This window comes from Citrobacter sp. MGH104 (assembly GCF_001034485.1).
In the GTDB taxonomy this organism is placed as follows: Bacteria; Pseudomonadota; Gammaproteobacteria; order Enterobacterales; family Enterobacteriaceae; genus Citrobacter; species Citrobacter freundii.
On sequence record NZ_KQ089818.1, the window covers coordinates 3344532 to 3370388 of the forward strand.

Below are 25857 nucleotides of genomic sequence, written 5' to 3' on the forward strand. Positions count from 1 at the left end.
AATGCTGTGGAGAATGTTACGACAATCCTGGGGGCGTAATCTCCGACGCAAGGGGCTGGCTATTATGACCGTCTTTCTTGCGTCCAGCCTTATCTCCGCCCTGCTGGCGGTGTCGATTGATATTGGCGATAAAATGTCCAGAGAATTGAAGTCCTATGGTGCCAATATTTTGATTGAACCTGCCGGACAGGCGGCGCTTCCTGCACTTTTCAGTGAAAACAGTAATCCACTATCAGGACAGGATTTCCTTGATGAAGCGGAACTCCCCAACATTAAGGATATCTTCTGGCGCAACAACATTGTCGGCTTTGCCCCTATGCTTGGCGGTGATGTCGACGTTAACGGCAAAGAAGTACGTATTCTCGGCACCTTCTTCAGCCAACCGGTAGATATTCCAGATGAAGAAGGGTTTGAGACGGGGCAAAAAACGGTAAGCCCGTTCTGGCAAGTGACAGGCCACTGGCCGCAAGAGCCTGCTGGTGATGCTCCTCAAACACTGGTAGGGCATGCGTTGGCACGACAAACGGGCTGGAAGCCAGGCGATAAACTGGTGATCCGTACCAGCAATACAACGTTGAATGTGGCCGTCAGCGGCATTCTCTCCAGCGGCGGGGACGAGGATAACCAACTGGTTATGCCGTTGAGCACGGCGCAAACGTTGCTGGATTTACCCGGCAAAGTACAGGCCATTCGTGTCTCAGCGCTGACGGTGCCGGAAAATGAATTGTCGCGTCGGGCGCGTGAAAATCTCGATGCACTGAATGCTGAAGAGTACGACCTTTGGTACTGCACTGCCTATGTCTCGTCCATTGCTCATCAACTGGAGGAGGCTATTTCCGGTGCAGAAGTTCGCCCTGTGTGGCAGGTTGCTGCATCTGAGGGGGTTGTAATCGATAAAATTCAGTTGCTGATGGCCGTAGTGACCGTCGCAGCACTGGCAGCTTCGGCTATGGGAATTGCGTCACTTATGACCAGCACCATTATGGAACGCGCTAAAGAGATCGGCCTGATGAAGGCGCTTGGCGCGCATCAGTGGCAAATCATGCTGTTGTTCTATCTTGAAGCCGCGTCCAGTGGACTGGCCGGAGGGGCATTGGGATGTGTTGCTGGATGGGGAATGGCGAAAGCGATTGGCCTGATGCTATTTGATGCGCCATTGAATTTTGCCTGGATTGTGGTGCCATGTGTATTGGTTATTGCGGTCCTGATTGCCCTGATTGGCACCTGGTTCCCGGCCCGCCGTATTGCCCGCCTGTATCCTGTGGAGGTGCTGTATGGCCGCTAAACGTACGATGCTCTGGTTGCTGGTATGGCGGGCACTGCGTCTGCGTTTTCAGCGAGTTAGCGTAGTATTTGCCGCATTGATGGTCGGGGCGACCATTGTGACCGCGCTATCTGCGGTGTGGTTCGACATCAATACCAAAATGAGTGAAGAATTGCGGACCTTTGGCGCAAATTTCTACATCGGGCCAGGCCATGGCTCCGGCATGCCGCAGCAAGCGTTGCAGACTATTTTAGATCAGGCACCGCAAGGCCTGGTTCACGGAGCCAGTCCTTGGCTTTACGGTATGGCGCGTACCGAGCTGGAGAAGGTGGTGATTGTCGGCGTGTGGTTTGAATCCTTGCAAAAGCTGGTGCCGTACTGGCAGGTTCAGGGGAATTGGATTGGTGTCAGCTTTGACGATCGCAATGCGATGATTGGCATCAAATTGGCTGAGCGTCTTAACGTCCAACCGGGCGATAACATCATCCTGGTGGATCACAATCAGCGCAAAAACTTACAGATAAAAGGCATTGTTGAAGCCGGTGATGCGACAGATAACATGCTAATTGTGAGTCTTGAAGTGGCGCAGGCGTGGTTGCATCAGCCCGATAAAATCAGCCATGGGCTGCTGAGTGTCAGTAACGATGTCGGTCAGGTGGAAAACTATGCCAGCCGATTGCAGGCTCAATACCCGGATCTGGAGATCCGTCCAATACGGAAAGTCTCCGCATCAGAAGGACAGGTACTGGATAAAATAAAAGGGTTAATGGGGCTGGTATCGGTTGTGATCCTTGCGCTGTCATCTTTGTGTGTGAATACCACGTTGATGGCCATTGTGGGTGAGCGGGCAAGGGAATTTGCGCTGCAAAAAGCGTTGGGGGCCAGCAACGGTGATATTGTCCGGCAAATTCTCCTTGAAACCTGCATTATCGCGCTGGCTGCAGTGGTTTGTGGGTGGATCTTAGGGTACATGTTGGCCCAACTACTGGGACTGACTGTATTCAATGCCGCAATATCGCTACGCTGGCCAGTGCTGCCCATCACCCTGACATTATCTTTACTGGTCGCCATTCTGGCGGCGATTGTTCCGGTCCGTCGCGCGGTTAGCATCGAACCCGCAAAAGTGTTGAAAGGAGAGTAACGCCATGTCCGTTGTGCAGACCCCATCAATGGCGATTGAAACCCGCCATTTATATAAACGGTTCGGCGATGTTACCGCCTTAGATGACATCAACCTGCAAATAGTGCAGGGGGAGTTTGTCGCGATTATGGGCGCTTCTGGTTCGGGTAAAACGACACTGATGAATATTCTGACCTGCCTGGACACCGCGACAGAAGGTCAGGTGTTTTTAGATGGGATTGATGCTGCCGCACTGGATGAAGAGGGGCGTCGCCGTTTTCGCGCTGAGAAAATAGGGTTGGTATTCCAGCAGTTTCATCTGATCCCGTTTTTAACCGCGCTGGAGAATATCATGCTGGCGCAACACTACCATAGCGTGGTAGATGAAGCGGCGGCCAGGAAGGTTCTGGAACAAGTCGGTCTTGGGCATCGAGTAACGCACCTGCCGAGTCAACTTTCTGGGGGAGAGCAGCAACGGGTGTGCATTGCCCGGGCGCTGGTCAATGAGCCGCCGGTGATTTTTGCCGATGAACCTACGGGTAACCTCGATGAAGAGAATGAACAGCGGGTGTTGGATCTACTCACTGACCTGCATCGGCAGGGGCGCACGATTGTGATGGTGACGCATAATCCGGCGCTGGGGTTATTTGCCGATCGTATTATCCGTTTGCAGCATGGCAAATATCACGGTGAGGAGGCTAATCAACATGCGCTGGATTAACGTATTAACTTTCGCCATTTTGGTTCTGATTAGTGGATGTAAAGAAGAGAAGTTGGTGGTTGGGCAGCAAGCCCCGGCGCTGGCAACATTCGACCTGCAGGGGGGGAAGGCTGGGCTTGAGCGCTGGCGTGGAAAGGCTATTTATCTAAACTTTTGGTCGGCGGGATGCGGTGGCTGTCTTGCCGAAATGGACGCGCTGGAAGCGCTAAGTAAAAAGTGGGGCGATAACGTTGTGGTCGTGGCTGTGAATACCGATCCGGCAACGGTTAACATAGATGACTTACTGGCGAAACATCAGGTTTCTTACCCGGTACTCCGCGATCAGCTTAAGATTTCCCAGGAGCGCTATCAGGTCATCGGCACGCCAACCTCTGTGTTAATTGACAGGGATGGTCGTGTACTGGAATTACACCAGGGGATGCGGAAACCGCCTGAGTTAGATGCAACGTTTGCGCGACTGGCCGCCCGATGAACGCGATACAAAGAGAAACACTATATGGCATTCAGGTGGAATAAAGAGAGTCTGGCCGTCCTGCGTGAAAACGCAGGCGTTCTCACGACGGAGCAGATTGCGGGGATGCTTCACACTAATATTACGGTTGTGCGCAATATGGCGTATCGACTGAAACTCAGCCTGCGGGTATCCGCCTACAATCAAAAACGTATTGAACAGGTACAAACACTCTATACGTCTTCTGAACCACTAAATCTGAAAGAGATTGCTGCAAAAACTGGACTGACATTCAGTACGGTGCAATACATTGTGTATGTGAAATTAAAAAGTAAACCATATACCAAACGGGAATACGTTTCCTTTGAAACTGATGATGCGGTTCATTATCGGATACAACGAGAGTTCATTGATACTGAGCGTTCCCTTTTACACAACATCCCAGATAACACGCGCTTTCATCAATTGTATTTGACAGATGGAACCTTATATTGTGCACGCAATATCCGCAGCGAAGTGATTATCTGCGAATAATTGAATGGCATATTTCGTCAACCGACGAAGCAAGTATTCATAGTTGCGTTTAATCTGGCTTATCTTTTTTTGTGGGAAAATAAAGAATGGCCAATGTATACGCATTTGAATCCTCCCTGGTGATGATGATTGCCGCCACATTTGTCCTCGCCGGGATGGTGAAAGGCGTTACGGGTATGGGGTTACCTACCGTGGCAATGGGGATCCTCGGATCGCTTATTTCACCGGTTGCGGCGGCGGCCATGCTGCTGTTGCCTTCGCTGATCAGTAATCTGTTTCAGTTTGGCGCAGGCGGAAATACGCGTCAATTGCTCAAACGACTGTGGCCAATGCTGCTGACAGTGGTAGTGGCGACTCTGCTTGCCAGCGCCTGGATTACCGGGGGCGACACCACCCGAACTCAGTTTGCGCTCGGCGTGGCGCTGGTGGCCTACGCTATCTGGACGCTGGCGGGAAAGAAAATCACGGTGGCCCCGCAGCGTGAAAAACCGTACTCCCTCGTTATTGGATTTGTGACCGGCTTATTGACCGGCGGAACCGGGGTGTTTGTGATACCCGCCGTACCCTGGATCCAGTCCCTGGGCTTTGAGAAAGATGAACTGGTACAGGCGCTCGGGATCTCTTTTACCTTTTCGACCCTGGCATTGGCGCTGGGTCTGTGGTGGCACAACGCGCTGCCCGTACAATCTTTAAGCTTGTCGGCTTTGGCCATTGTTCCTGCACTTATTGGCCAGTGGATAGGAACCCGTGTGCGAAGGGTTATTTCTCCGCTCGTGTTTAAACGCTGTTTTCTGTTTTGTCTGGTCGGGTTGGGTACAGAGATGATGCTGCGTGCTATGTGACCGGTTCGGTGACTTTGCGCGACTTTCATGGCATCGTTAATTCAAAGATTCAGGGGCAATGAGGTCGTTATGGCATCCGTGATGTTACATGAAGAAGAGGGCGATCTGGAGTCGAAAATGGCACTCTCTGCGGCAGTGATGGCCGATAAATCGCGCTCGCGTATGCTGTGCGCCCTGATGGATGGCCGCGCCTGGACTGCAACTGAGCTCAGCGCGGTGGCGGATATATCCGCGTCGACCGCCAGCGCGCATCTGGCGCGTCTGTGCGAACAACGCTTTGTTGTGGCGCTTGCGCAGGGCAGACATCGTTATTTTCGCCTTGCAGGTTCCGATATCGCTGAACTGCTGGAACGCCTGATGGGCGTTGCGTGGGCGGCATCAACGCCCCGGAGAATCACAACGCCGCCAGGTTTGCGGCATGCCCGCACCTGCTACGACCATCTCGCCGGAGAGGTCGCGGTGAGGTTGTTTGATACGTTGGTTTCCCGTCAGTGGTTAACGCCGGATGGCGAAACGCTGACGTCACTTGGACGGGAAAAGCTGGCCCAGATGGGGATTGTCCTGGCGGCGGGTTCATCCCGGCGGAAGTTAACCTGCGGTTGTCTGGACTGGAGCGAGCGACGTTATCATCCTGGTGGTGTGCTTGGCGCAACGCTGCTGCGCTGGTTCAGTGAACAGCGATGGATAAAAACCGAACAGGGCAGCCGCCACGTCATCTTCACACCTCTTGGCATTCGTAAACTCGAAACCGAGTTTGGTGTTAAAACGACACGCTAGATGGTCTGTTTTGCGAAAGCGTTCCCGGAAATATGTCATATTTCTGTCACACTCTGTTGTGATTGATAACAACAAGAGGTCGTAGGGATGAATAAATCGTTAATCGCCGCAGCCGTGGCAGGGGCTGTATTATTGTCAACCGCCGCGCAGGCGCAGACCGCGCCGGAAGGGTATCAGCTTCAACAAGTATTGATGATGAGTCGGCATAACTTACGTGCACCTTTAGCCAATAATGGCAGCGTTCTTGAACAGTCCACCCCCAAGCAATGGCCAGAGTGGGATGTCCCCGGCGGACAACTCACCACCAAAGGCGGTGTGCTGGAAATCTATATGGGTCACTACATGCGAGAGTGGCTGGCAGAGCAGGGGATGGTGAAATCGGGCGAATGTCCGGCACCGGATACGGTTTATACCTATGCTAACAGCCTGCAGCGCACTGTTGCTACGGCGCAGTTCTTTGTCACCGGCGCTTTCCCTGGTTGCGATGTTCCGGTCCATCATCAGGAAAAAATGGGCACCATGGATCCCACCTTTAATCCGGTGATCACCGATGATTCCGCCACCTTCAGCCAGCAGGCCGTTCAGGCCATGGAGAAAGAGCGTAGTAAAATGCAGCTCAACGATAGCTATCAGTTGCTTGAGCAAATGACCGACTACAAAGACTCTCCATCCTGTAAAGAAAAACAGCAGTGTTCCCTGACCGATGCCAAAGATACGTTCAGCGCGAAATACCAGCAGGAGCCAGGCGTATCGGGGCCTCTGAAGGTGGGGAATTCGCTGGTCGATGCCTTCACGCTGCAGTATTACGAAGGCTTCCCGATGGACAAGGTTGCCTGGGGCGAGATTAAATCGGATCAGCAGTGGAAGGTTCTGTCGAAGCTGAAAAATGGCTATCAGGACAGCCTGTTCACCTCCCCGGAAGTGGCGCAGAACGTCGCCAAACCTCTGGTGAAATATATTGATAATGCGCTGGTTACTGAACGCGCGAAAGCACCGAAAATAACCGTGCTGGTGGGACATGACTCAAACATCGCTTCGCTGCTCACCGCGCTGGATTTCAAACCATACCAGCTTCACGATCAGAACGAGCGTACACCGATTGGCGGGAAGATTGTCTTTCAGCGCTGGCATGACAGCAACGCAAATCGTGATCTGATGAAAATCGAGTATGTGTATCAGAGCTCGCTGCAGTTGCGTAATGCAGACGTTCTGACGCTGAAATCCCCAGCGCAGCGCGTAACGCTTGAGCTGAAAGGATGTCCGATAGATGCGGATGGTTTTTGCCCGATAGATAAGTTCGACAGCGTGCTGAATGAGGCGGCTAAATAAAAGAAAAACTCCCCCGTGTTCGCGGGGGAGTCTGAGCGCTAGACGTTTTTACGTTCGATAGTCTGTTCACCCCAAAAGAGCGAATCTTTGTCTGTTTTTTCAAAGGCTTTGATGAGTACCTCATCGCTACCTTCTTCCCAAATTTTTTCCGCCAGTTTCTCGTCATAATGTGCGACTTCAAAAATGGCTTCGGCTATTTCCGGCGATGTATTGCGCAGACTTGCCCATTCGCCGACGCGATGGGCTTTCGCTTCTTGAGTTGGCATTCGAATCCTCCTGTTGAAGATTAGCCGTTGAGTTTTACTGCCAGACCTGCGACATATTCACCCTGATAGCGGGCGATAGATAATTCTTCCTGACTTGGCTGGCGGGAGCCGTCGCCTCCGGCAATGGTGGTTGCACCGTAAGGGGTACCGCCGCGAACTTGAGAGACATCAAACAGCTCTTGCGCCGCGTAACCGATAGGCACAATCACCATCCCATGGTGGGCAAGCGTAGTCCAGGTTGAGGTAATGGTTTGTTCCTGACCGCCGCCGGTTCCCGTTGAGCTGAATACGCTGGCGAGTTTGCCGTACAGACCACCAGAGGCCCACAGCCCGCCAGTCTGGTCGAGGAAGGTACGCATCTGACCGGACATATTGCCAAAGCGCGTGGGGGTACCAAAAATGATGGCGTCGTAATCAGCCAGTTCTTGCGGGGTTGCGACTGGTGCGTTTTGTGTTTTGCCGCCAGCCTTAAGGAAAATCTCAGGCTGCATGGTCTCTGGTACGCGCTTAATAATCACTTCCGCGCCATCTACCTTATTTGCGCCTTCTGCGACTGCATGGGCCATAGTTTCAATGTGTCCGTACATGGAATAATAAAGCACCAGAACTTTTGCCATTTTACACTACTCCTCGAGTTAACCGTGTCCGTAGCGACTCGCTACCTACCTTTAAAGATATGACGTACTGTCAGGAGTGCAAATTTCACAATCACTTCTTTGATTTATAACAATTTTTATAACAACCTGCTTTGTAGCAAAATGATACATATTTAACTGGAGTGAATTCGGTAGTCATAAGAAAGACTTATTGATTTCTTAGGGTGATTATTTCTTTGGCACTCCTGATCCTGTTGCAGGATATTACAGTTAGCGTCTGCCCAGTCCACGCTTCACTATGCTTAATCCCACGCAGTTATTTTCAGGGCCCCGCCCGTAACGCTGCGTGAGGTATCACTCCTCAGTACCTATGCAATATGATGTCTAATCAATGACGGAGGTCAGTAATGGCAAACCATCGGGGCGGTTCCGGCAACTTTGCGGAAGACCGCGAAAGAGCATCAGAAGCAGGTCGAAAAGGTGGCCAGCACAGCGGGGGCAACTTTAAGAATGACCCGCAACGCGCTTCAGAGGCAGGCAAAAAAGGGGGCAAAAATAGTCACGGCAACAACAAATCGTAATTGTCGGGCTATCTGTCAGATATGTCGTGACGCCTGAGCGTCAGAGACAGACGTTACGTAGCCACCGCCGCCGGATCCTTCCGGCGGTTTTTTTTGTCTGCAAGGTTGAACTGTAACAAAACGCAACGCAGACTAATGACATTCAGTTAATCGGGTGTCTCATGTCATTACTCTCTCGTTATTCCTTTTCTGTTAAACCTCAGGAAGCGATCCTCATTGTGATCACCATGTTCTGGGGTGGCACGTTTCTGGCGGTGCAATATGCCGTTACCCTGAGCGGGCCTTTTTTCTTTGTTGGTGTGCGTTTTGCCACTGCCGCGCTGGCGGTCGCGATTTTGTCGTTACACACACTGCATAAGCTGACATGGCTGGAAGTCAAAGCAGGGGTTGCAATCGGTATCGCCATTGCGCTGGGCTATAGCCTGCAAACCTGGGGGCTACAGTTTATTCCCAGCAGTAAATCGGCATTTATTACCGCGATGTACGTTCCGTTGGTACCGCTTTTACAATGGCTGTGTCTGGGGCGCATGCCTGGACTGATGCCGTGCGTCGGTATTGTACTGGCCTTTATCGGATTGATTTTTCTTGCCGGACCGGGAGGTAATTTACTGGCTTTAGGCGAAGGCGAGTGGATCACGCTCGCCGGTGCGGTGGCGATTGCGGCAGAAATTATCCTGATTAGCGCGTGGGCGGGAAAAGTGGATGTACGGCGGGTAACGGTAGTGCAACTGGCAACGGCTTCGATAGTGGCGTTTATTGCGATGGGACCAGCCGGAGAGACCGTACCTCCAATGTCTACCGGATTGCTGGTGGTGGCGCTGGGGCTGGGGATTTTCAGCGCGATTATTCAGGTCACCATGAACTGGGCGCAGCGTAGCGTTTCGCCGACGCGCGCGACGGTTATTTATACCGGTGAGCCAGTGTGGGCGGGGATCTTTGGCCGTCTGGCGGGTGAACGCTTACCGCTACTTGCATTGCTTGGTGCGGCATTCATTATTGTTGGCGTGCTGGTCAGCGAGCTGAAGTTCAAAAAGAAAAAAGCGCAGCCGCAAGAGGCGCCTCCGGAATCGCTTTAATTTAACCATTCACCGCGTGATTTGGTATGCTGATGTCCTCACAAGAAGGAGAGGGCGCATGGTCCAACGCGCAGAGAAAAAAACAGGTAAGCGTTCGCAGGCCGTCAGTGCAAAACGCCAGGCCATATTAACCGCGGCATTAAATATCTTCTCCCAATATGGGATCCACGGCACGCGCCTGGAGCAGGTGGCAGAGCAGGCGGGCGTGTCAAAAACCAATTTACTTTATTACTACCCGTCAAAAGAGGTGCTTTATATTGCCGTTTTACGGCAGATCCTCGACATCTGGCTGGCTCCATTGAAAGCTTTTCGCGAAGACTTTGCGCCGCTGGTGGCCATTAAAGAATACATTCGCCTTAAGCTGGAAGTGTCGCGCGATTACCCTCAGGCATCACGGCTGTTTTGTATGGAGATGCTGGCCGGAGCACCTTTATTGATGGCAGAATTGGAGGGGGATCTCAAAACGCTAATTGATGAGAAATCCGCGCTGATTGCCGGTTGGATCAAAAGCGGAAAACTGGCTCCGGTCGATCCGCATCATCTGATTTTTATGATTTGGGCTTCAACTCAGCACTACGCCGACTTTGCCCCACAGGTAGAGGCGGTGACAGGCGCAACGCTGCGTGATGAAGCCTTTTTTAACCAAACGGTCGAGAGCGTACAGCGGATGATTATTGAAGGGATCCGCGTGCGTTAACTGGCCGGTGGTAGCGGGCAGCTTAAATCGCCTTCTTCACACTGCAAGAGCGAGGCGAGAAACGCTTCGCGCTCGTTGGTCTTATCCGTCAGGCACTGGCTGGTAATCATCGCCTGAACGCTACCGCCTTCGGTACCAGAACTGAGTAATGCACAGTCCGCATCGCGCAAAGTTATCCAGGATATTTGCGCTTTTTTCAGTAAATCGCGCTGGGTTGGAGCGGCGCGCTTCAGCGCATTCTGATAAGTTTCATTAAGTTTGGCGTCGGCCGCCTTATACTGCTCAGCCGCACAGGTGTTCATCTCAATCTGCGTGTTCGCGTTGGCGCAGTCATCCGCCAGCGCCTGGCCGCTCAGCAGCAGCGCTACACATGTCAGTACGATTCGTTTCATGCTTCCCTCTGGCTTCATAAAAAAAGGCCCCGTTACCGGAGCCTTAATTAACCACAACCTTAGCCGATTGTCATCAGGCTGGCGTTCCCGCCAGCTGCGGCGGTATTGACGCTCAGGGAGCGTTCAATGTACAGCCTCTCCAGCAGAATATTGCTCTCGCCACGGGCAAAGCCCTGGACCGACACAATCGCCCCTTCGCGGGCCGCCACTGCTTCACACAGTGCGCGAAGCTGATCGGAATCGCCGTGGAAAATAACGGCATCAAACGGCTGCGTGGCGATGTTGTCCGCTTTGGCAAATTGAATGCGCCCGGAGACCGCGGCTGGCAGGCGTTTTGCCAGGTCGCGATGGAACGTATCATCTGGCCACAGGATTAAGCTACCAACGGAAGTTACAGCGGCAACCTGTACCAGTGCGTCCTGTTCATCATCGGCGATACATAGAACGCGTTCACGCGGCAACAGCGTCCAGGTATTGCGCTCGCCGGTGGGGCCTGGCAGCAGGCGTTGCGTTCCCGCCTGCGCCAGTTCGCCAAACTGCTGGCAGAGCGCACGCAGTGCTGGACGGTCGGTTGCCCATTCGCTGAGCGCTTCCAGCGGTTGAACCAGTGCGGCTTTAAGCTGCGCATCGACCGGGTAGTCTGCATCCTGGCGGGCAAGGGTAATACCTAACGCATTTTCCGGACGGTTTGCCAGCAGGCGGTACAGATACAGCGGCCCACCCGCTTTTGGCCCGGTTCCTGACAAGCCTTCGCCACCGAATGGCTGCACTCCGACGACGGCGCCGACCATATTGCGGTTAACATACAGGTTCCCCACATGTGCTGAGCCCGTGACCTGGGCGATGGTTTCATCGATACGGGTGTGTACGCCCAGCGTCAGACCGTAGCCGGAGGCATTAATTTGCTCAATCAGGCTGCCCAGATTATTACGGGTGTAACGCACGACGTGCAGTACCGGACCAAACACCTCTTTTTGTAATTCATCGAAGCTTTCCAGCTCAATAAGCGTCGGGGCGATAAAGGTACCGGTTTGCCATTCCCGCGCATCGTCGCTATTTTCGCGCACGGCCTGGAACACCGGACGCCCTTTGGCGCGCATGGCCTGAATATGGCGCTCAATATTGGCTTTGGCTTCTTCATCGATGACCGGTCCAATATCGGTGGTCAGGCGGCCCGGGTTACCCATGCGGCATTCCGCCATCGCGCCGCGCAGCATTTTCAGCGTATGGTCGGCTACATCGTCTTGCAGACACAGGACGCGAAGCGCGGAGCAGCGCTGCCCGGCGCTGTCAAAGGCAGAAGCCAGGACGTCGACCACCACCTGTTCCGTCAGCGCGGAGGAGTCGACGATCATGGCGTTCATCCCGCCGGTTTCGGCGATAAGCGGGATTGGACGTCCCTGAGCATCCAGGCGGGTCGCGATATTGCGTTGCAACAGCGTGGCAACTTCCGTTGAGCCAGTAAACATGACGCCGCGTACGCGCTCATCGGAAGTGAGCTGCGCCCCGACCGTTTCGCCCTGACCAGGCAACAGTTGCACCACGCCTGGCGGTACACCTGCTTCGAGTAAAATGGCAATACCCTGGGCGGCAATCAGCGGGGTTTGTTCCGCGGGTTTTGCCAGCACGCTGTTGCCCGCCGCCAGCGCGGCGGCAATCTGCCCGGAGAAAATAGCCAGCGGGAAGTTCCAGGGGCTGATACAGACTACCGGCCCTAACGGACGATGGGTTTCATTATCGAAGTCATCGCGGACCTGGCCGGCATAATAGTGCAGGAAGTCTACCGCTTCGCGCACTTCCGCAATGGCGTTGCTGAAGGTTTTACCCGCTTCGCGCACCAGAATGCCAATCAATTGCTGCATCTGGCCTTCCATCAGAACGGCGGCGCGATGCAAAATAGCGGCACGCTCTTGCGGCGGTGTGGCGAACCAGATCGGCGCGTTATTTACCGCATTCTGCAATGCCTGTTCCACTTCGCTGTGAGTCGCTTCTCGCACGTAACCGACAATGTCTTTCGGTTCGGCCGGGTTGACGACTGGCGTCATTTCACCGTCAGCAACCGGATGTTCGAGTATTGGCTTAGCGTGCCATTTTTGCAGCGCACTGTTGAGCAGGGCGGAGGAAAGTGAGGCCAGACGATGTTCGTTAGCTAAATCCAGCCCGCCTGAGTTTTCGCGGCCTTTACCGTACAGGTCACGCGGCAGGGCAATCTTCGGATGTGGCAGACCAGCCTGGCCTTCCTGCTGCGCCAGTTTTTCAACGGCTTCGACCGGGCAGGCTACCAGTTCATCCAGCGGCAGGGTAGTGTCTGCAATGCGGTTGACGAATGAAGTGTTGGCGCCGTTTTCCAGCAGACGACGTACCAGATACGCAAGCAGCGTTTCATGCGTGCCTACCGGTGCATAAATGCGGCATGGACGGTTCAGTTTGCCATCGGCAACTTTACCGGTGACCTGCTCATATAGCGGTTCGCCCATACCGTGCAGGCACTGGAACTCGTACTGACCCGGATAGTAGTTTTGACCGGCTAACTGATAAATCGCCGCCAACGTATGGGCGTTGTGGGTGGCGAACTGCGGGTAGATCAGATTCGGTACCGCAAGCAGTTTTTTCGCACAGGCCAGATAGGAAACGTCGGTGTACACCTTACGGGTATAGACCGGATAACCTTCCAGACCGTCCATTTGCGCACGTTTGATTTCGCTATCCCAGTAGGCGCCCTTAACCAGGCGGATCATCAGGCGACGGCGGCTGCGTGTAGCCAGATCAATGAGATAATCAATGACATACGGACAGCGCTTCTGGTAGGCCTGGATTACAAAGCCGATACCGTTCCAGCCCGCCATTTCAGGTTCAAAACACAGTTTTTCCAGCAGATCGAGGGAGATCTCCAGTCGGTCTGCCTCTTCAGCATCGATATTGATACCGATGTCGTACTGGCGGGCCAGCAGAGTAAGCGACTTCAGGCGCGGATAGAGTTCATCCATCACGCGGTCATACTGCGCGCGGCTATAACGCGGATGCAACGCCGACAGCTTGATAGAAATGCCCGGCCCTTCATAGATGCCGCGACCATTTGAGGCTTTACCAATGGCGTGGATTGCCTGTTGGTACGAAACCATATAAGCCTGGGCATCAGCGGCGGTTAGAGCCGCTTCGCCCAGCATGTCATAAGAGTAGCGGAAACCTTTTTCTTCCAGTTTACGCGCGTTAGCCAGCGCTTCGGCGATAGTCTCTCCGGTGACGAACTGCTCGCCCATCAAGCGCATTGCCATGTCGACGCCTTTACGCACCAGTGGTTCACCGCTCTTGCCGATAATACGGTTGAGTGAGCGTGAAAGGCTGGCTTCATTATGTGTAGAAACCAGACGACCGGTAAACAACAACCCCCAGGTCGCTGCGTTGACGAAAAGTGACGGACTGCGTCCAATGTGCGACTGCCAGTTGCCGTTGCTGATTTTGTCGCGGATTAACGCATCGCGGGTTGCCTTATCAGGAATACGCAGCAAGGCTTCCGCCAGACACATCAGCGCGACGCCTTCTTGTGAAGAAAGGGAGAATTCCTGCAATAAACCTTGTACCATCCCGGCGCGGCCGCTGGCGGTCTTCTGGTTACGCAGTTTGTCGGCCAGGCTGTACGCCAGCTTGTGCGCTTGCTCAGCGATGGGTTGCGGCAGACGAGCCTGCTCCATCAGCATCGGCACTGCATCGGTTTCGGCGCGGCGGTACGCGGCGGTGATTGCTGCGCGGGAAACTGACTGCGGCAGGATCTGTTCGGCAAATTCCAGGAAAGGCTGATGCGCTTCATTCTGCGGCGTGGTTGACTCCTCACCCTCATTCGCGGCACCCGCCAGCAGGGCCGGTAGTTCAGGAAGCGCGTCGTCATTTTCCAGTCTTTCGAGATAATTAAAGATGGCTTGTTTGATCAGCCAATGTGGCGTGCGATCGATTCGTGATGCTGCTGTTTTAATACGCTCGCGAGTGGCGTCATCCAGCTTAACCCCCATCGTGGTGGTTCCCATGCCGTTTACTCCTGTTGTACTGAAATACGGGTCTGATAGTTACCGAGAAATATCCACTATGTTGCAACTTTGTGCAACCGTGTTAAATGTGACTTGGTTTGCAAGCTTGGAAATGAATGAGATGTTAATAAATATGAGTCTTATGATGTGGGCTGTAAAAATTACAGAATCTTTTTCTCTGCGGTAGTTAACACTTTTAAAAGGTGCAACCGAAAAAAATGTGAGAGAGTGCAACCTACAGAAAAATGCTATCTACTCTGGATCAAATTTGATGTAAATGGTGTGTTAAATCGATTGTGAATAACCATCGCTTCCGGCAGGATACGGTCGCCCTGGTCAACATAGATATCTTTGCCACGTTCCGGCAGGGTAATAAAACGGCAAGCCACGGCATTGCTGATACATAATTTTGGAGAGTTTTGATGGCTATTAGCACACCGATGTTAGTGACATTCTGTGTCTATATTTTCGGCATGATATTGATAGGGTTTATTGCATGGCGTTCAACCAAAAACTTTGACGATTACATTCTGGGGGGACGCAGTCTGGGTCCGTTCGTGACCGCGTTATCTGCTGGGGCATCTGACATGAGCGGCTGGTTGCTGATGGGTCTGCCTGGCGCAATTTTCCTGTCGGGCATTTCAGAAAGCTGGATCGCCATCGGCCTTATTTTGGGCGCCTGGATCAACTGGAAGCTGGTGGCCGGACGTTTACGCGTACACACCGAATATAATAACAATGCGCTGACGTTACCGGATTACTTTACCGGTCGCTTTGAAGATAAAAGTCGAATTCTGCGTATTATCTCCGCGCTGGTTATTCTGCTGTTTTTCACCATCTATTGTGCTTCAGGGATTGTGGCAGGGGCGCGTCTGTTTGAAAGTACCTTTGGCATGAGCTACGAAACAGCACTTTGGGCGGGCGCGGCCGCGACGATCATTTACACCTTTATCGGTGGTTTCCTGGCAGTAAGCTGGACCGATACCGTCCAGGCCAGCCTGATGATCTTCGCCCTGATCCTGACGCCGGTGATGGTTATTATTGGTGTGGGTGGGTTCGAGGATTCGCTGGAAGTGATTAAACAAAAGAGCATTGAGAACGTGGACATGTTCAAAGGGCTGAATTTTGTTGCCATCATTTCCCTGATGGGCTGGGGTCTGGGCTACTTTGGTCAGCCGCATATTCTGGCGCGCTTTATGGCGGCAGATTCCCACCATAGCATTGTTCATGCTCGCCGCATTAGCATGGCCTGGATGATCCTGTGTCTGGCGGGTGCCGTGGCTGTGGGCTTCTTTGGTATTGCTTACTTTAACAACAACCCACAGCTTGCTGGTGCCGTTAACCAGAACGCCGAGCGTGTGTTTATTGAACTGGCGCAAATCCTGTTTAACCCGTGGATTGCCGGTATTCTGCTGTCTGCGATCCTCGCTGCGGTTATGTCGACCCTGAGCTGCCAGCTGCTGGTGTGCTCCAGCGCAATCACCGAAGACTTGTACAAAGCATTTCTGCGTAAAAATGCCAGCCAGAAAGAGCTGGTATGGATTGGCCGCATCATGGTGCTGGTCGTGGCGCTGGTGTCCATCGCGCTGGCGGCGAACCCGGAGAACCGCGTGCTGGGTCTGGTAAGCTACGCCTGGGCGGGCTTCGGCGCGGCGTTTGGCCCTGTGGTTCTGTTCTCGGTAATGTGGTCGCGTATGACCCGCAACGGCGCGCTGGCAGGGATGATCATCGGTGCGGTGACGGTAATCGTCTGGAAGCAGTTCGCCTGGCTGGGTCTGTATGAAATCATCCCGGGCTTTGTTTTCGGCAGCATCGGTATTGTGGTCTTCAGCCTGTTGGGTAAAGCACCTTCAACTGCTATGCAGCAACGTTTTGCCGAGGCTGACGCGCATTATCACTCAGCTCCGCCATCGCGTTTACAGGCAGAATAATTTATCTCCTGTCCCTGAAGCCCGCCGTGCGCGGGCTTTTTATTGCGCCCCCGCAAACCTGCATAACCATTACCCGCCTAACTGTTTACATTAAGTCATCATTCTCAAAACATTCTGCTTGAGTTTTTCTTTGCTGTAATGATAATCACTATCACTGTAATTTACTTTTCTTTTCATCAATTGACCGAGAATAACGTTTAAGGGTTCTTCGCATGTTTGTTCCATTTCTAATTATGTTGCGCGAAGGGTTAGAGGCCGCGCTGATTGTCAGCCTGATTGCTAGCTACCTGAAACGGACTCAGCGTGGTCGATGGATTGGTGTGATGTGGATTGGTGTTCTGCTGGCGGCGGCATTATGCCTGGCGTTAGGGATTTTCATCAACGAAACCACCGGTGAATTTCCGCAAAAAGAACAGGAGCTGTTTGAAGGCATCGTGGCGGTCATTGCCGTGGTGATCCTCACCTGGATGGTGTTCTGGATGCGTAAAGTTTCCCGCAACGTCAAAGTCCAGCTTGAACAGGCTGTCGATAACGCGTTGCAACGCGGTAATCATCACGGTTGGGCGCTGGTGATGATGGTCTTTTTTGCTGTTGCGCGAGAAGGGCTGGAATCGGTGTTCTTCCTGCTGGCGGCATTCCAGCAGGATGTAGGCATCTGGCCGCCGTTAGGCGCGATGCTGGGACTGGCTACCGCAGTGGTACTGGGATACCTGATTTACCTCGGCGGCATTCGCCTCAACCTCGGGGCGTTCTTTAAATGGACCAGCCTGTTCATTTTGCTGGTAGCTGCCGGTCTTGCCGCAGGGGCGATCCGCGCTTTCCACGAAGCCGGGTTGTGGAATCATTTTCAGGATGTGGCGTTTGACCTGAGCAGTGTGCTGTCGACGCATTCGCTGTTTGGCACATTGATGGAAGGCATTTTCGGCTATCAGGAAGCGCCAAGCGTTAGTGAAGTCGCTGTCTGGTTTATCTACCTGATTCCGGCGTTGATTATGTTTGCACTACCGCCGCGTTCAGGCACTACGGCATCGCGTACCGCACCTTGATAAAAACGCGATGCAGAATACTTTTTAGTTACAACATACTTATTTATAGGGATAGGTTATGACGTTTAATTTTCGCCGTAGTGCGCTGCAGTTGGGTATTGCCGCGCTGTTTGCATCCGCTTTTTCTGCACAAGCCGCCGATATTCCGCAGGTGAAAGTCACGGTTAACGACAAACAGTGTGAACCGATGACGATCACGGTTAACGCCGGGAAAACGCAGTTCATCATCCAGAACCACAGCCAGAAAGCGCTGGAGTGGGAAATTCTTAAAGGCGTTATGGTGGTTGAAGAGCGCGAAAACATTGCACCAGGTTTTAGCCAGAAAATGACCGCTAACCTGCAGCCTGGCGAATATGATATGACCTGCGGTCTGTTGACTAACCCGAAAGGCAAACTGATCGTAAAAGGCAGCGCAACGGCGGATGCCGCACAGAGCGATGCTCTGCTGAGTCTGAGCGGCGCGATTACCGAATATAAAGCTTATGTGACAGCTGAAACCGCGCAGTTGGTTGCGGGCACTAAAGCCTTCACTGATGCGATTAAAGCAGGCGATCTGGAAAAAGCGAAATCGCTGTATGCGCCAACCCGTCAGCATTATGAGCGTATTGAACCGATTGCTGAACTGTTCTCCGATCTCGACGGCAGCATCGATGCGCGTGAAGATGATTATGAGCAAAAAGCCGCCGATCCTAAATTCACCGGCTTCCACCGTCTGGAGAAAGCGCTGTTTGGCGACAATACCACCAAAGGTATGGATAAATACGCCGACCAATTAAATAGCGATGTTCTTGACCTGCAAACGCGTATTAGCGAGCTGGCTTTCCCACCGTCTAAAGTTGTTGGCGGGGCAGCAGGACTGATTGAAGAAGTTGCTGCCAGCAAAATCAGTGGGGAAGAAGATCGCTACAGCCATACCGATCTGTGGGATTTCCAGGCCAACGTCGATGGCGCGCAGAAAATTGTCGATCTCCTGCGTCCTCAGTTGCAAAAATCCAATGCTGAGCTGCTGGCGAAGGTGGATGCGAACTTCAAAAAGGTTGATACCATTCTGAGCAAGTACCGTACCAAAGACGGTTTTGAAACCTATGACAAACTGACTGATGCCGATCGTAATGCGCTGAAAGGGCCAATCACGACGCTGGCGGAAGACTTGTCGCAATTACGCGGTGTTCTGGGTCTGGATTAAGCACTATGCAGCAAGATAATGAAAACGGCGTGAGCGAACCGTCACGCCGACGTTTACTGAAAGGGATGGGCGCCCTGGGTGGGGCGCTGGCGCTGGCGGGTGGGTGTCCGGTTGCCCACGCGCAAAAACCACAAAGCGCGCCGGGTACACTGTCTCCGGATGCGCGTAGTGAAACGCAGCCGTTTTATGGTCAGCATCAGGCGGGGATCCTGACGCCGCAGCAGGCATCAATGATGCTGGTGGCATTCGATGTTCTCGCCAGCGATAAGGCCGATCTTGAGCGTTTATTTCGGTTGTTGACTAGCCGATTTGCGTTTCTGACCACCGGTGGACCGGCACCGGATACGCCCAATCCGCGTCTCCCTCCTATGGATTCAGGTATCCTCGGTGCATACATTGCGCCAGACAACCTGACGATGACGTTGTCGGTTGGTTCATCGCTGTTCGATGAACGTTATGGCCTGAAATCGCAGATGCCGAAAAAGCTGCAAAAAATGACCCGCTTCCCGAATGATTCGCTGGATGCGGCGCTGTGCCATGGCGATTTGCTGCTGCAGATTTGTGCCAACACCCAGGACACGGTCATCCACGCGTTGCGCGATATTATTAAACATACGCCCGATCTCCTCAGCGTGCGCTGGAAACGTGAAGGGTTTATTTCTGACCACGCCGCGCGCAGCAAAGGCAAAGAGACCCCGGTCAACCTGCTTGGCTTTAAAGACGGCACCGCGAATCCGGACGCTACGGATGCGAAGTTGATGCAAGACGTGGTGTGGGTGACGGATGGGCAGGGCGAACCTGCCTGGGCGCAAGGTGGCAGTTATCAGGCCGTCAGGCTCATTCAGTTCCGCGTTGAGTTCTGGGATCGTACGCCGCTGAAAGAGCAGCAAACGATTTTTGGTCGTGATAAACACACCGGCGCGCCGCTGGGTATGCAGCATGAGCATGATGTGCCTGACTATGCCAGTGATCCTGAAGGTGAGGTGATTGCGCTCGACAGTCATATCCGCCTGGCAAACCCGCGCACGAAAGAGACCGACTCGAGCCTGATGATGCGTCGTGGCTACAGTTATTCGCTCGGTGTGACTAATTCCGGTCAACTGGATATGGGGCTGTTGTTTGTTTGCTATCAACACGATCTGGAAAAAGGATTTTTGGCGGTGCAGAAACGTCTGAATGGTGAAGCGCTCGAAGAGTATGTCAAACCGATTGGCGGGGGATATTTCTTTGCTTTGCCGGGCGTTAAAACTGCAGACAATTATCTGGGACAGTCTCTGCTCGAAGCCTGATGATGATGCCCCGCAGTACAGCGGGGTTTTTCCTGACATCTTGATGAAGGAACAAACTATTTTTTATGATCGGTATGCGACTGAAATAATTCTGTCATCTCTCTGCAAGAGACTGTCTCTGGTGATAAGATAGAATTTAAGTTAACAATAAGTAAAAATATTGTTGCATTAGCGAAAGGTTATGATGTAATTATAAGTAATAGCGGTAGTTCCCGGCGGTGATAGTCATTCACTATGGAGATCGCGAATGGAAAAGTCCTGTACTGGACACGTTTTTCACAGTAACAGCAGTACCTTACGCGGACGTTTCTCTTCCGGTAGCCACCTCGTCACCGCTAAATCTCTCTCTCATTCACTTCTTATCCTTGTTACTGACGCCCTGTACGGTGCGCGTAGCCGTGTGTGGCGTCTTATCCGAAAGCAAGCAATGGCTTACAAGGAAGCCAACCCTCAGATGTTCGTGCGCATAATCGTGCCGCCAACGGCACGTGTGATGTATACCTACAACTCAAGGTGCTATCCATGGGAAGACAAAAAGCAGTGATCAAAGCTCGTCGTGAAGCAAAACGTGTGCTGAGGCGGGATTCGCGTAGTCATAAGCAACGTGAAGATGAATCGGTCACCTCGCTTGTGCAGATGGGCGGCGTAGAAGCGATCGGTATGGCGCGTGACAGTCGCGACGCCACGCCAATCACGGCGCGGAATGAAGCTCAGGCGCACTACCTGAATGCTATCGAGAGTAAACAGCTGATCTTCGCCACCGGTGAAGCCGGGTGTGGTAAAACCTGGATCAGCGCGGCAAAAGCTGCAGAGGCTCTGATCCACAAAGACGTGGACCGGATCATTGTAACCCGTCCAGTTCTGCAAGCTGATGAAGACCTCGGCTTCTTACCTGGAGATGTTTCCGAGAAGTTCGCTCCTTATTTTCGCCCCGTGTATGACGTGCTGGTGAAACGGCTGGGAGCCTCCTTCATGCAATATTGCCTGCGACCTGAGATTGGTAAGGTGGAAATCGCGCCGTTCGCCTATATGCGTGGACGTACATTTGAAAATGCAGTGGTCATTCTTGACGAGGCTCAGAACGTCACTGCTGCGCAAATGAAGATGTTTTTGACCCGCCTCGGGGAGAATGTGACGGTGATTGTGAATGGGGATGTGACCCAGTGCGATCTTCCAGCTCACGTTCGCTCAGGGCTTAGCGATGCGCTGGCCCGTTTCGAAGAAGATGATATGGTTGGGATTGTTCGTTTCAATAAAGACGATTGCGTCCGCTCTGCGCTCTGTCAGCGGACGCTCAACGCTTACAACTGATAAGTACTCCGTCTTCAAGGCCCGGGAAACCGGGCTTTGTTATTTGTGTGTTATTAAGTAAATTTTAGAAATTGAAATAGTATGCTCTGATGAAATAGAACATCGAAAACGAGTACAAACCAGGATATCTGAAGTCGAGGGGGAACCTTGCCTGACTTGAGATATGTCAAAAGTTTGATTTATGAACTGTGGAATAGAGAACACCTTATTTTAGACTCATGCGTTTATCCAGTGATGAATGCGTCTCGCGGATCAGCGACCCGTTGAGCTCACAGCACTCAGCGGACGTTCGTGTAATGGTTCGCCAACGCGGAACGATAGCTACGCTTTTATCGAGATGTCGCATTCATCAGCCAGTTTCTGAGCTGAGTTACGACATTATGTTACATCTGATTTTGCAGAAGAATCATGATTTCCTCATTAATATGATCCAACAGGTCATACCGTCTCCGGTATTCCGCGCGTTTTTTACTGGCAAGCTCATTAAATGACTTACGCTCTACATAAATTGGCAACTTATACCAATTACCGTATGGACGACCAGCAACTGATTCCCAAAAATCACTGTACAGGGCAACAAAGTATTTACGTTTCTTGTACCGGTATCGCCATTGCCTGAAAACATGGCTCTGTTCACTAACTGCTAAAATATTAGTGATATCACAGCAACGCATCAATGAACAAAGAACCTCAAAAACGATCCGCTTAGGGAATAGTCCATAGCAGGCTTTAGTAGCGTCACGAATAATGTCTGGGCCAATATTTTTTGGTGCCCCCTGCAGACCGCCAATAAATGCACAATGTCCTTTTTTTGACGGGATAACCGAGAAGGACAATCGGGCCACCGGGGTGTTGTTAAAACTCAGAGATAACATCAGTTCTCCTTCACGATCAAAACCGCCTGAAGAACAGTGAATATCAAAATCCTCACCATTTTTTCCGGTAAAATGGACCAATAGCACATCTCTGTCGGGTAATAATAACGCCTGGTGTTTCACTGGTAAACTCTGGACAAAACGGTAGTGACCAATAATGTTTTTCCTTCGATTCCATGCCAGCCCTCCTTTATGTAAATAGGGACGATGAATTTTGGCTGGTAACGTAGGTTGCATCTCCAGAATCTTATCAATTGATTTAAGGGAATGTAATTCTTGATAATACCGAATACTGGAGACAGGGCTTATCATAGATCGTAAAAGATACATGAGTCGAAATTTTTTGTTCTTCCATTTGCTATGCAAAGGGCCACGTGCCAATAGAATTTGGTTAAAGAAACTTAGATATGATGTATTTTTCATAAGTATCATTATTAATTCAGGGTGTTTAAATTTATTTACGTGCAAGGTGTAAATACTGGAATCTCTGACGCTGTTTTGTTAATGCGAAACATTTTGAAAATAAATTCATGTCTGACATGCCAGTTTTGTTGATAATCATTAGGCGCTCTCTCGTTCGCATATCCTGATGAAAACAAATTTTTTTCATTCTACAGAGAAGAACATATATATTTGTTAAACAAAGTATACTTTACAAACATACCGATGTTCATTGAGTAAACTGGTAGGTTGACTTGTCAACCACATAACGAAGTAAATCATGTGATTCAGCGAGCCATGGGTGTTTGGAAAACGCACGACTTTGAACGTCAGGACAAATTTTGAACGATGACAGCTATCACAATTGGCTGTATTCCCGCGCAATACGCCGGTTTTCGTGGATTATTGTCAAATTGAATAACTTAAATTGGGATATACACATTCCTGACTTTCTTTCCAGATATAATGCCCAGTATATTTTTGGTAACCTTTTGTACTGAAAAGGAGTTTGCATTGTATGGTTATGAAACAGGCCCGCAAAACAATACCAAGGGGAACCTGATTCGCTGGCTGACGCACGAATAGGGTACTGCCGTTAAGAATATTTCCGGATACAGAGACTTTACCGATCGGCCGCAACATTCTCTGGTCACTCACGTTCTCAGAGAAATGCACTAGCTCGATGCCTGGTTGCAGTGCGGCAGTGTTCCGGGGGATTCACCGGTGATGAACAGTGCCAATCTGTATAAAGGTATCGGAAAAATTTTTTTGTCCGGCTTTAACCATGAACATGCAGTCAACTGTCCTATGTACCTAAATGACGTGGTAATCTTGAATAAACAAACTCGAGTTGTTTACTCATTCATACCTGAGCGCGTGTTCCAGGGAAACGAATAAGCGTACTGAGTTTTATATTCTGCATGTACATCACCGTAAAGTGCCTGCAGGATGATTACTTTCAGACCGTGGAGGATTACGTCGGTAATGATAGTAAAGACTCTCAAATATACATAGCAACAATCCAAACCATACCGCTGAAAAACAAAATAGCTCGGAGTAATTAATAACTTCTCCAAATATAAGTATGGCAATGAGAAATTGCAAAGATGGTTCTATATACTGAGCAAGACCTGTCACAATAAGAGATGTACGATTTAGCGCTACTGCAAATAACACTAACGGAATTACTGTAACGGGAGCGGTTAATATATAAAGGAACAGAGAGATGTCAGATGATGTAGTTATACTCGAGCCAGTATAGATAAAGATGAAAAGAGCAACAGGTAGAGCCCAGAATGTTTCAAGCGTGATTGAGGTTATTGCATCGTAATGGATAAATTTTCGCGCCAGTCCGTACAACGCAAATGAAAACCCCATGATTAACGCTAGTGAAGGAAAACTGTTTGCGGAAATAATCTGATAGCCAAGACCACATACGCCGGATATTACTGCTATAAGTTGAAATAATGATGGTTTTTCTTTAAGAAAAATACAGCCAAGGCAAATGACAATAAGTGGGTTGATAAAATATCCCAGACTGGCGTCGAGTACCTTATGATTTGTTAATGCATAAATAAAAGCTGACCACGAAATTACCATTAGCAAGCCTGCTATCATGCAGGATATGAAGGAGGTTTTATCTTTCAGTAAATCGCGAAAAAACGTTCTCTTACGAAATAATAATCTTATTGGCAGTAATAGAGGTATAGACCAAAAAACTCTGTACATCAAAATTTCAGCGAGGGCTCCGCCAGATAGATATTGATAAAACAATGGGATCAGGCCCCATAATATAAATGCCAGAACAACAACTGCGGGTCCATTTCGCAGAAACTTTACCATTTATGTGTATCCTTGCTTGCCATACCGACATGTTCTTCTGAAGAGCATTGTCAACCCTTCACTCTGGCATGTACCTGCTCTTAAGAGAAACGTGTGCTGTTACAGTACTCAATCTCATTTACAGTCAGGGTGATATAAAAAACAAGGTGAAATTTATCATAATCGTATCTATAAAATGATGATAAAAATCAAGGGGAAGACTTCCGATTTGTATTGCGGGCTGGATTATCTTTCAGACGTCTGACGGGGAGTATTTGCCTTTCCCTGATTTCCTCGTCAATATCAAATAAGCACTCGTCGCAGAATTCTTTATCGAGTGAGAGCCACTATTCAAAGACGCTCCTTTTCTTATTACACCGTGCGCATCTCTTCATCACATCATCCTTTATGCTATTTCCCTGCCGAGCTTCCAGGACAAAAGGTGTTCGCTCCTAAATAAGACAGGAATTAGATTTATAAACAATCAGTTAAATTCGTTTTAGAGATTGTGGCACAGGGACAATCATGCGGGATAATTCATTTTGCAGATCAATTTTTACGTAATCGATCGACGAAATCGATCGATGCTTACACCCCTGTATTACACACCATTCGTGATGCTGCCGGACTCACAACACCTGGCCAGCATTCCTTGCTTAAGCGCATCATTACCGGGTGCAATGCCGCGCTGGAATAAATTAAAGCGATGCTCCACCAGCTTGCTGATATCTCAGCACAACCGGGAGTATTGGCGGGCAAACTGCGCAGGACTAGGCAATGGGTGATGGCTTCCGCTGCTGGTTGCTTGAGAAAGAGTAAACCGCTATGAAGGTCATTACCTGCAATCTGGACCGGAGGATCTGGCGTGATTTGATGAAGAAATCCGGCATGATAAGTCTCATGCATGCCGCTACCAGCGATAAGTAGAGCAGAAACCTTGAGCGGGGCGATATCCCCGCCATGCTGTGCAACATACGAAAAAAAAGCCCGTACTTGCGTACGAGCTCTTCTTAAAATATGGTGGTGAGGCGGGGATTGACTCGCTTCGCTCGCCCTGCGGGCAGCCTGTTCGCTGTGCTCACAGTCTGTCCAACTGGCTGCGCCAGTAGTCGAACCCCGGTCCGGGCTTCTCATCCCCGCCAGGCTGTGCAATATGCGAAAAAAAAGCCCGTACTTGCGTACGAGCTCTTTTTTAAATATGGCGGTGAGGCGGGGATTCGAACCCCGGATACGTTGCCGTATACACACTTTCCAGGCGTGCTCCTTCAGCCACTCGGACACCTCACCAT

24 protein-coding genes, 1 tRNA gene and 1 other RNA gene are annotated in these 25857 nt (G+C 51.1%); 17 read left to right on the plus strand and 9 right to left on the minus strand.

Annotated elements, in window-relative coordinates; translation table 11 throughout:
* Window position 1 precedes the first annotated feature (1 nt).
* The 8 genes from SK34_RS15670 (at window position 2) to agp (ending at window position 7038) form a co-directional block, all read left to right on the plus strand.
* Window positions 2-1285 (plus strand): ABC transporter permease, encoded by a 1284-nt coding sequence (locus SK34_RS15670; protein ID WP_003836819.1) that lies wholly within the window; start codon window positions 2-4, stop codon window positions 1283-1285.
* A complete protein-coding gene (locus SK34_RS15675) occupies window positions 1275-2405 on the plus strand; it encodes an ABC transporter permease (RefSeq protein ID WP_003836818.1) in 1131 nt (376 codons plus the stop codon). Before SK34_RS15670 ends, SK34_RS15675 begins: the two co-directional genes overlap by 11 nt.
* Before the next feature lie 4 nt (window positions 2406-2409).
* Window positions 2410-3105 (plus strand): ABC transporter ATP-binding protein, encoded by a 696-nt coding sequence (locus tag SK34_RS15680; RefSeq protein WP_003836817.1) that lies wholly within the window; start codon window positions 2410-2412, stop codon window positions 3103-3105.
* Complete coding sequence (locus SK34_RS15685; protein WP_003036003.1) at window positions 3092-3577, plus strand: TlpA family protein disulfide reductase; 486 nt, start codon at window positions 3092-3094, stop codon at window positions 3575-3577. The genes SK34_RS15680 and SK34_RS15685 overlap by 14 nt, the downstream gene beginning before the upstream one ends.
* A 24-nt stretch (window positions 3578-3601) precedes the next feature.
* Window positions 3602-4090, plus strand: coding sequence for a hypothetical protein (locus SK34_RS15690; RefSeq protein WP_003036005.1), 489 nt, complete (start codon window positions 3602-3604; stop codon window positions 4088-4090).
* 86 nt (window positions 4091-4176) lie between these two features.
* Window positions 4177-4932 (plus strand): sulfite exporter TauE/SafE family protein, encoded by a 756-nt coding sequence (locus tag SK34_RS15695; protein WP_048233423.1) that lies wholly within the window; start codon window positions 4177-4179, stop codon window positions 4930-4932.
* A 69-nt stretch (window positions 4933-5001) separates the two neighbouring features.
* Entirely contained in the window at window positions 5002-5709 is a 708-nt protein-coding gene (locus tag SK34_RS15700) for an ArsR/SmtB family transcription factor (protein WP_044700725.1), read from the plus strand.
* 87 nt (window positions 5710-5796) lie between these two features.
* The gene (agp, locus tag SK34_RS15705; RefSeq protein WP_003836813.1) at window positions 5797-7038 is read left to right on the plus strand and encodes a bifunctional glucose-1-phosphatase/inositol phosphatase; all 1242 of its coding nucleotides are present in this window, start codon (window positions 5797-5799) and stop codon (window positions 7036-7038) included.
* Between the two features lie 38 nt (window positions 7039-7076).
* Here the strand turns inward: agp and SK34_RS15710 are convergent, their stop codons facing one another.
* Window positions 7077-7304, minus strand: a complete 228-nt coding sequence (locus SK34_RS15710) for a YccJ family protein (protein ID WP_003036015.1) — start codon at window positions 7302-7304, stop codon at window positions 7077-7079.
* A gap of 20 nt (window positions 7305-7324) precedes the next feature.
* The gene (wrbA, locus tag SK34_RS15715) at window positions 7325-7921 is read right to left on the minus strand and encodes an NAD(P)H:quinone oxidoreductase (RefSeq protein WP_003832057.1); all 597 of its coding nucleotides are present in this window, start codon (window positions 7919-7921) and stop codon (window positions 7325-7327) included.
* Between the two features lie 386 nt (window positions 7922-8307).
* Here wrbA and SK34_RS15720 point away from each other — a divergent pair, with 386 nt between their 5' ends.
* From SK34_RS15720 to rutR, 3 genes are all read left to right on the plus strand, one after another.
* Window positions 8308-8481: a con-10 family general stress protein gene (locus tag SK34_RS15720; RefSeq protein ID WP_003036022.1), complete on the plus strand. Its 174-nt coding sequence runs from the start codon at window positions 8308-8310 to the stop codon at window positions 8479-8481.
* Window positions 8482-8642: 161 nt separating this feature from the next.
* Window positions 8643-9557 (plus strand): DMT family transporter, encoded by a 915-nt coding sequence (locus tag SK34_RS15725; protein ID WP_003036024.1) that lies wholly within the window; start codon window positions 8643-8645, stop codon window positions 9555-9557.
* A gap of 58 nt (window positions 9558-9615) precedes the next feature.
* Window positions 9616-10254, plus strand: coding sequence for an HTH-type transcriptional regulator RutR (gene rutR, locus SK34_RS15730; RefSeq protein ID WP_003036026.1), 639 nt, complete (start codon window positions 9616-9618; stop codon window positions 10252-10254).
* Here rutR and SK34_RS15735 read toward each other — a convergent pair.
* A complete protein-coding gene (locus SK34_RS15735; protein ID WP_048219137.1) occupies window positions 10251-10646 on the minus strand; it encodes a lysozyme inhibitor LprI family protein in 396 nt (131 codons plus the stop codon). The genes rutR and SK34_RS15735 overlap by 4 nt on opposite strands.
* 59 nt (window positions 10647-10705) lie before the next feature.
* Window positions 10706-14668: a trifunctional transcriptional regulator/proline dehydrogenase/L-glutamate gamma-semialdehyde dehydrogenase gene (putA, locus tag SK34_RS15740; protein ID WP_048233425.1), complete on the minus strand. Its 3963-nt coding sequence runs from the start codon at window positions 14666-14668 to the stop codon at window positions 10706-10708.
* Between the two features lie 422 nt (window positions 14669-15090).
* Here putA and putP point away from each other — a divergent pair, with 422 nt between their 5' ends.
* From putP to phoH, 6 genes are all read left to right on the plus strand, one after another.
* Window positions 15091-16599, plus strand: coding sequence for a sodium/proline symporter PutP (gene putP / locus SK34_RS15745; RefSeq protein WP_003036036.1), 1509 nt, complete (start codon window positions 15091-15093; stop codon window positions 16597-16599).
* A gap of 212 nt (window positions 16600-16811) precedes the next feature.
* Window positions 16812-17645, plus strand: coding sequence for an iron uptake transporter permease EfeU (gene efeU, locus SK34_RS15750; protein WP_003036041.1), 834 nt, complete (start codon window positions 16812-16814; stop codon window positions 17643-17645).
* A 58-nt stretch (window positions 17646-17703) separates the two neighbouring features.
* Window positions 17704-18831, plus strand: coding sequence for an iron uptake system protein EfeO (gene efeO, locus SK34_RS15755; protein ID WP_003846842.1), 1128 nt, complete (start codon window positions 17704-17706; stop codon window positions 18829-18831).
* Between the two features lie 5 nt (window positions 18832-18836).
* Window positions 18837-20120, plus strand: a complete 1284-nt coding sequence (gene efeB, locus SK34_RS15760; RefSeq protein ID WP_003836807.1) for an iron uptake transporter deferrochelatase/peroxidase subunit — start codon at window positions 18837-18839, stop codon at window positions 20118-20120.
* 247 nt (window positions 20121-20367) lie between these two features.
* Window positions 20368-20664 (plus strand): hypothetical protein, encoded by a 297-nt coding sequence (locus tag SK34_RS24850; RefSeq protein WP_008320287.1) that lies wholly within the window; start codon window positions 20368-20370, stop codon window positions 20662-20664.
* Complete coding sequence (gene phoH / locus SK34_RS15765; RefSeq protein ID WP_003036052.1) at window positions 20643-21431, plus strand: phosphate starvation-inducible protein PhoH; 789 nt, start codon at window positions 20643-20645, stop codon at window positions 21429-21431. Before SK34_RS24850 ends, phoH begins: the two co-directional genes overlap by 22 nt.
* 383 nt (window positions 21432-21814) lie before the next feature.
* Here phoH and SK34_RS15770 read toward each other — a convergent pair whose 3' ends face one another.
* The 5 genes from SK34_RS15770 to SK34_RS15785 form a co-directional block, all read right to left on the minus strand.
* Window positions 21815-22738 (minus strand): VirK/YbjX family protein, encoded by a 924-nt coding sequence (locus SK34_RS15770; RefSeq protein ID WP_003036056.1) that lies wholly within the window; start codon window positions 22736-22738, stop codon window positions 21815-21817.
* A 936-nt stretch (window positions 22739-23674) separates the two neighbouring features.
* Window positions 23675-24589, minus strand: coding sequence for an EamA family transporter RarD (gene rarD, locus SK34_RS15775; RefSeq protein WP_003036060.1), 915 nt, complete (start codon window positions 24587-24589; stop codon window positions 23675-23677).
* 567 nt (window positions 24590-25156) lie between these two features.
* The gene (locus SK34_RS24680; protein ID WP_128295736.1) at window positions 25157-25474 is read right to left on the minus strand and encodes a hypothetical protein; all 318 of its coding nucleotides are present in this window, start codon (window positions 25472-25474) and stop codon (window positions 25157-25159) included.
* Window positions 25475-25586: 112 nt separating this feature from the next.
* Window positions 25587-25723: non-coding RNA, RtT sRNA (locus SK34_RS24040), on the minus strand.
* A 44-nt stretch (window positions 25724-25767) separates the two neighbouring features.
* A tRNA-Ser gene (locus SK34_RS15785) sits at window positions 25768-25855 on the minus strand.
* Between the last annotated feature and the right edge of the window lie 2 nt (window positions 25856-25857).

Excerpts from the sequence above, each read along its gene's own strand:
- SK34_RS24850 (WP_008320287.1), top strand. The coding sequence starts at position 20,368 with ATGGAAAAGTCCTGTACTGGACACGTTTTTCACAGTAACAGCAGTACC.
- SK34_RS15735 (WP_048219137.1), bottom strand. The coding sequence starts at position 10,646 with ATGAAACGAATCGTACTGACATGTGTAGCGCTGCTGCTGAGCGGCCAG.
- rutR (WP_003036026.1), top strand. The coding sequence starts at position 9,616 with ATGGTCCAACGCGCAGAGAAAAAAACAGGTAAGCGTTCGCAGGCCGTC.
- SK34_RS24680 (WP_128295736.1), bottom strand. The coding sequence starts at position 25,474 with ATGCATGAGACTTATCATGCCGGATTTCTTCATCAAATCACGCCAGAT.
- efeB (WP_003836807.1), top strand. The coding sequence starts at position 18,837 with ATGCAGCAAGATAATGAAAACGGCGTGAGCGAACCGTCACGCCGACGT.
- SK34_RS15725 (WP_003036024.1), top strand. The coding sequence starts at position 8,643 with ATGTCATTACTCTCTCGTTATTCCTTTTCTGTTAAACCTCAGGAAGCG.
- SK34_RS15720 (WP_003036022.1), top strand. The coding sequence starts at position 8,308 with ATGGCAAACCATCGGGGCGGTTCCGGCAACTTTGCGGAAGACCGCGAA.
- efeO (WP_003846842.1), top strand. The coding sequence starts at position 17,704 with ATGACGTTTAATTTTCGCCGTAGTGCGCTGCAGTTGGGTATTGCCGCG.
- phoH (WP_003036052.1), top strand. The coding sequence starts at position 20,643 with ATGGGAAGACAAAAAGCAGTGATCAAAGCTCGTCGTGAAGCAAAACGT.
- SK34_RS15680 (WP_003836817.1), top strand. The coding sequence starts at position 2,410 with ATGTCCGTTGTGCAGACCCCATCAATGGCGATTGAAACCCGCCATTTA.
- efeU (WP_003036041.1), top strand. The coding sequence starts at position 16,812 with ATGTTTGTTCCATTTCTAATTATGTTGCGCGAAGGGTTAGAGGCCGCG.
- SK34_RS15685 (WP_003036003.1), top strand. The coding sequence starts at position 3,092 with ATGCGCTGGATTAACGTATTAACTTTCGCCATTTTGGTTCTGATTAGT.
- SK34_RS15710 (WP_003036015.1), bottom strand. The coding sequence starts at position 7,304 with ATGCCAACTCAAGAAGCGAAAGCCCATCGCGTCGGCGAATGGGCAAGT.
- wrbA (WP_003832057.1), bottom strand. The coding sequence starts at position 7,921 with ATGGCAAAAGTTCTGGTGCTTTATTATTCCATGTACGGACACATTGAA.
- putA (WP_048233425.1), bottom strand. The coding sequence starts at position 14,668 with ATGGGAACCACCACGATGGGGGTTAAGCTGGATGACGCCACTCGCGAG.
- SK34_RS15675 (WP_003836818.1), top strand. The coding sequence starts at position 1,275 with ATGGCCGCTAAACGTACGATGCTCTGGTTGCTGGTATGGCGGGCACTG.
- putP (WP_003036036.1), top strand. The coding sequence starts at position 15,091 with ATGGCTATTAGCACACCGATGTTAGTGACATTCTGTGTCTATATTTTC.
- SK34_RS15770 (WP_003036056.1), bottom strand. The coding sequence starts at position 22,738 with ATGATACTTATGAAAAATACATCATATCTAAGTTTCTTTAACCAAATT.
- SK34_RS15690 (WP_003036005.1), top strand. The coding sequence starts at position 3,602 with ATGGCATTCAGGTGGAATAAAGAGAGTCTGGCCGTCCTGCGTGAAAAC.
- SK34_RS15670 (WP_003836819.1), top strand. The coding sequence starts at position 2 with ATGCTGTGGAGAATGTTACGACAATCCTGGGGGCGTAATCTCCGACGC.
- SK34_RS15700 (WP_044700725.1), top strand. The coding sequence starts at position 5,002 with ATGGCATCCGTGATGTTACATGAAGAAGAGGGCGATCTGGAGTCGAAA.
- rarD (WP_003036060.1), bottom strand. The coding sequence starts at position 24,589 with ATGGTAAAGTTTCTGCGAAATGGACCCGCAGTTGTTGTTCTGGCATTT.
- agp (WP_003836813.1), top strand. The coding sequence starts at position 5,797 with ATGAATAAATCGTTAATCGCCGCAGCCGTGGCAGGGGCTGTATTATTG.
- SK34_RS15695 (WP_048233423.1), top strand. The coding sequence starts at position 4,177 with ATGGCCAATGTATACGCATTTGAATCCTCCCTGGTGATGATGATTGCC.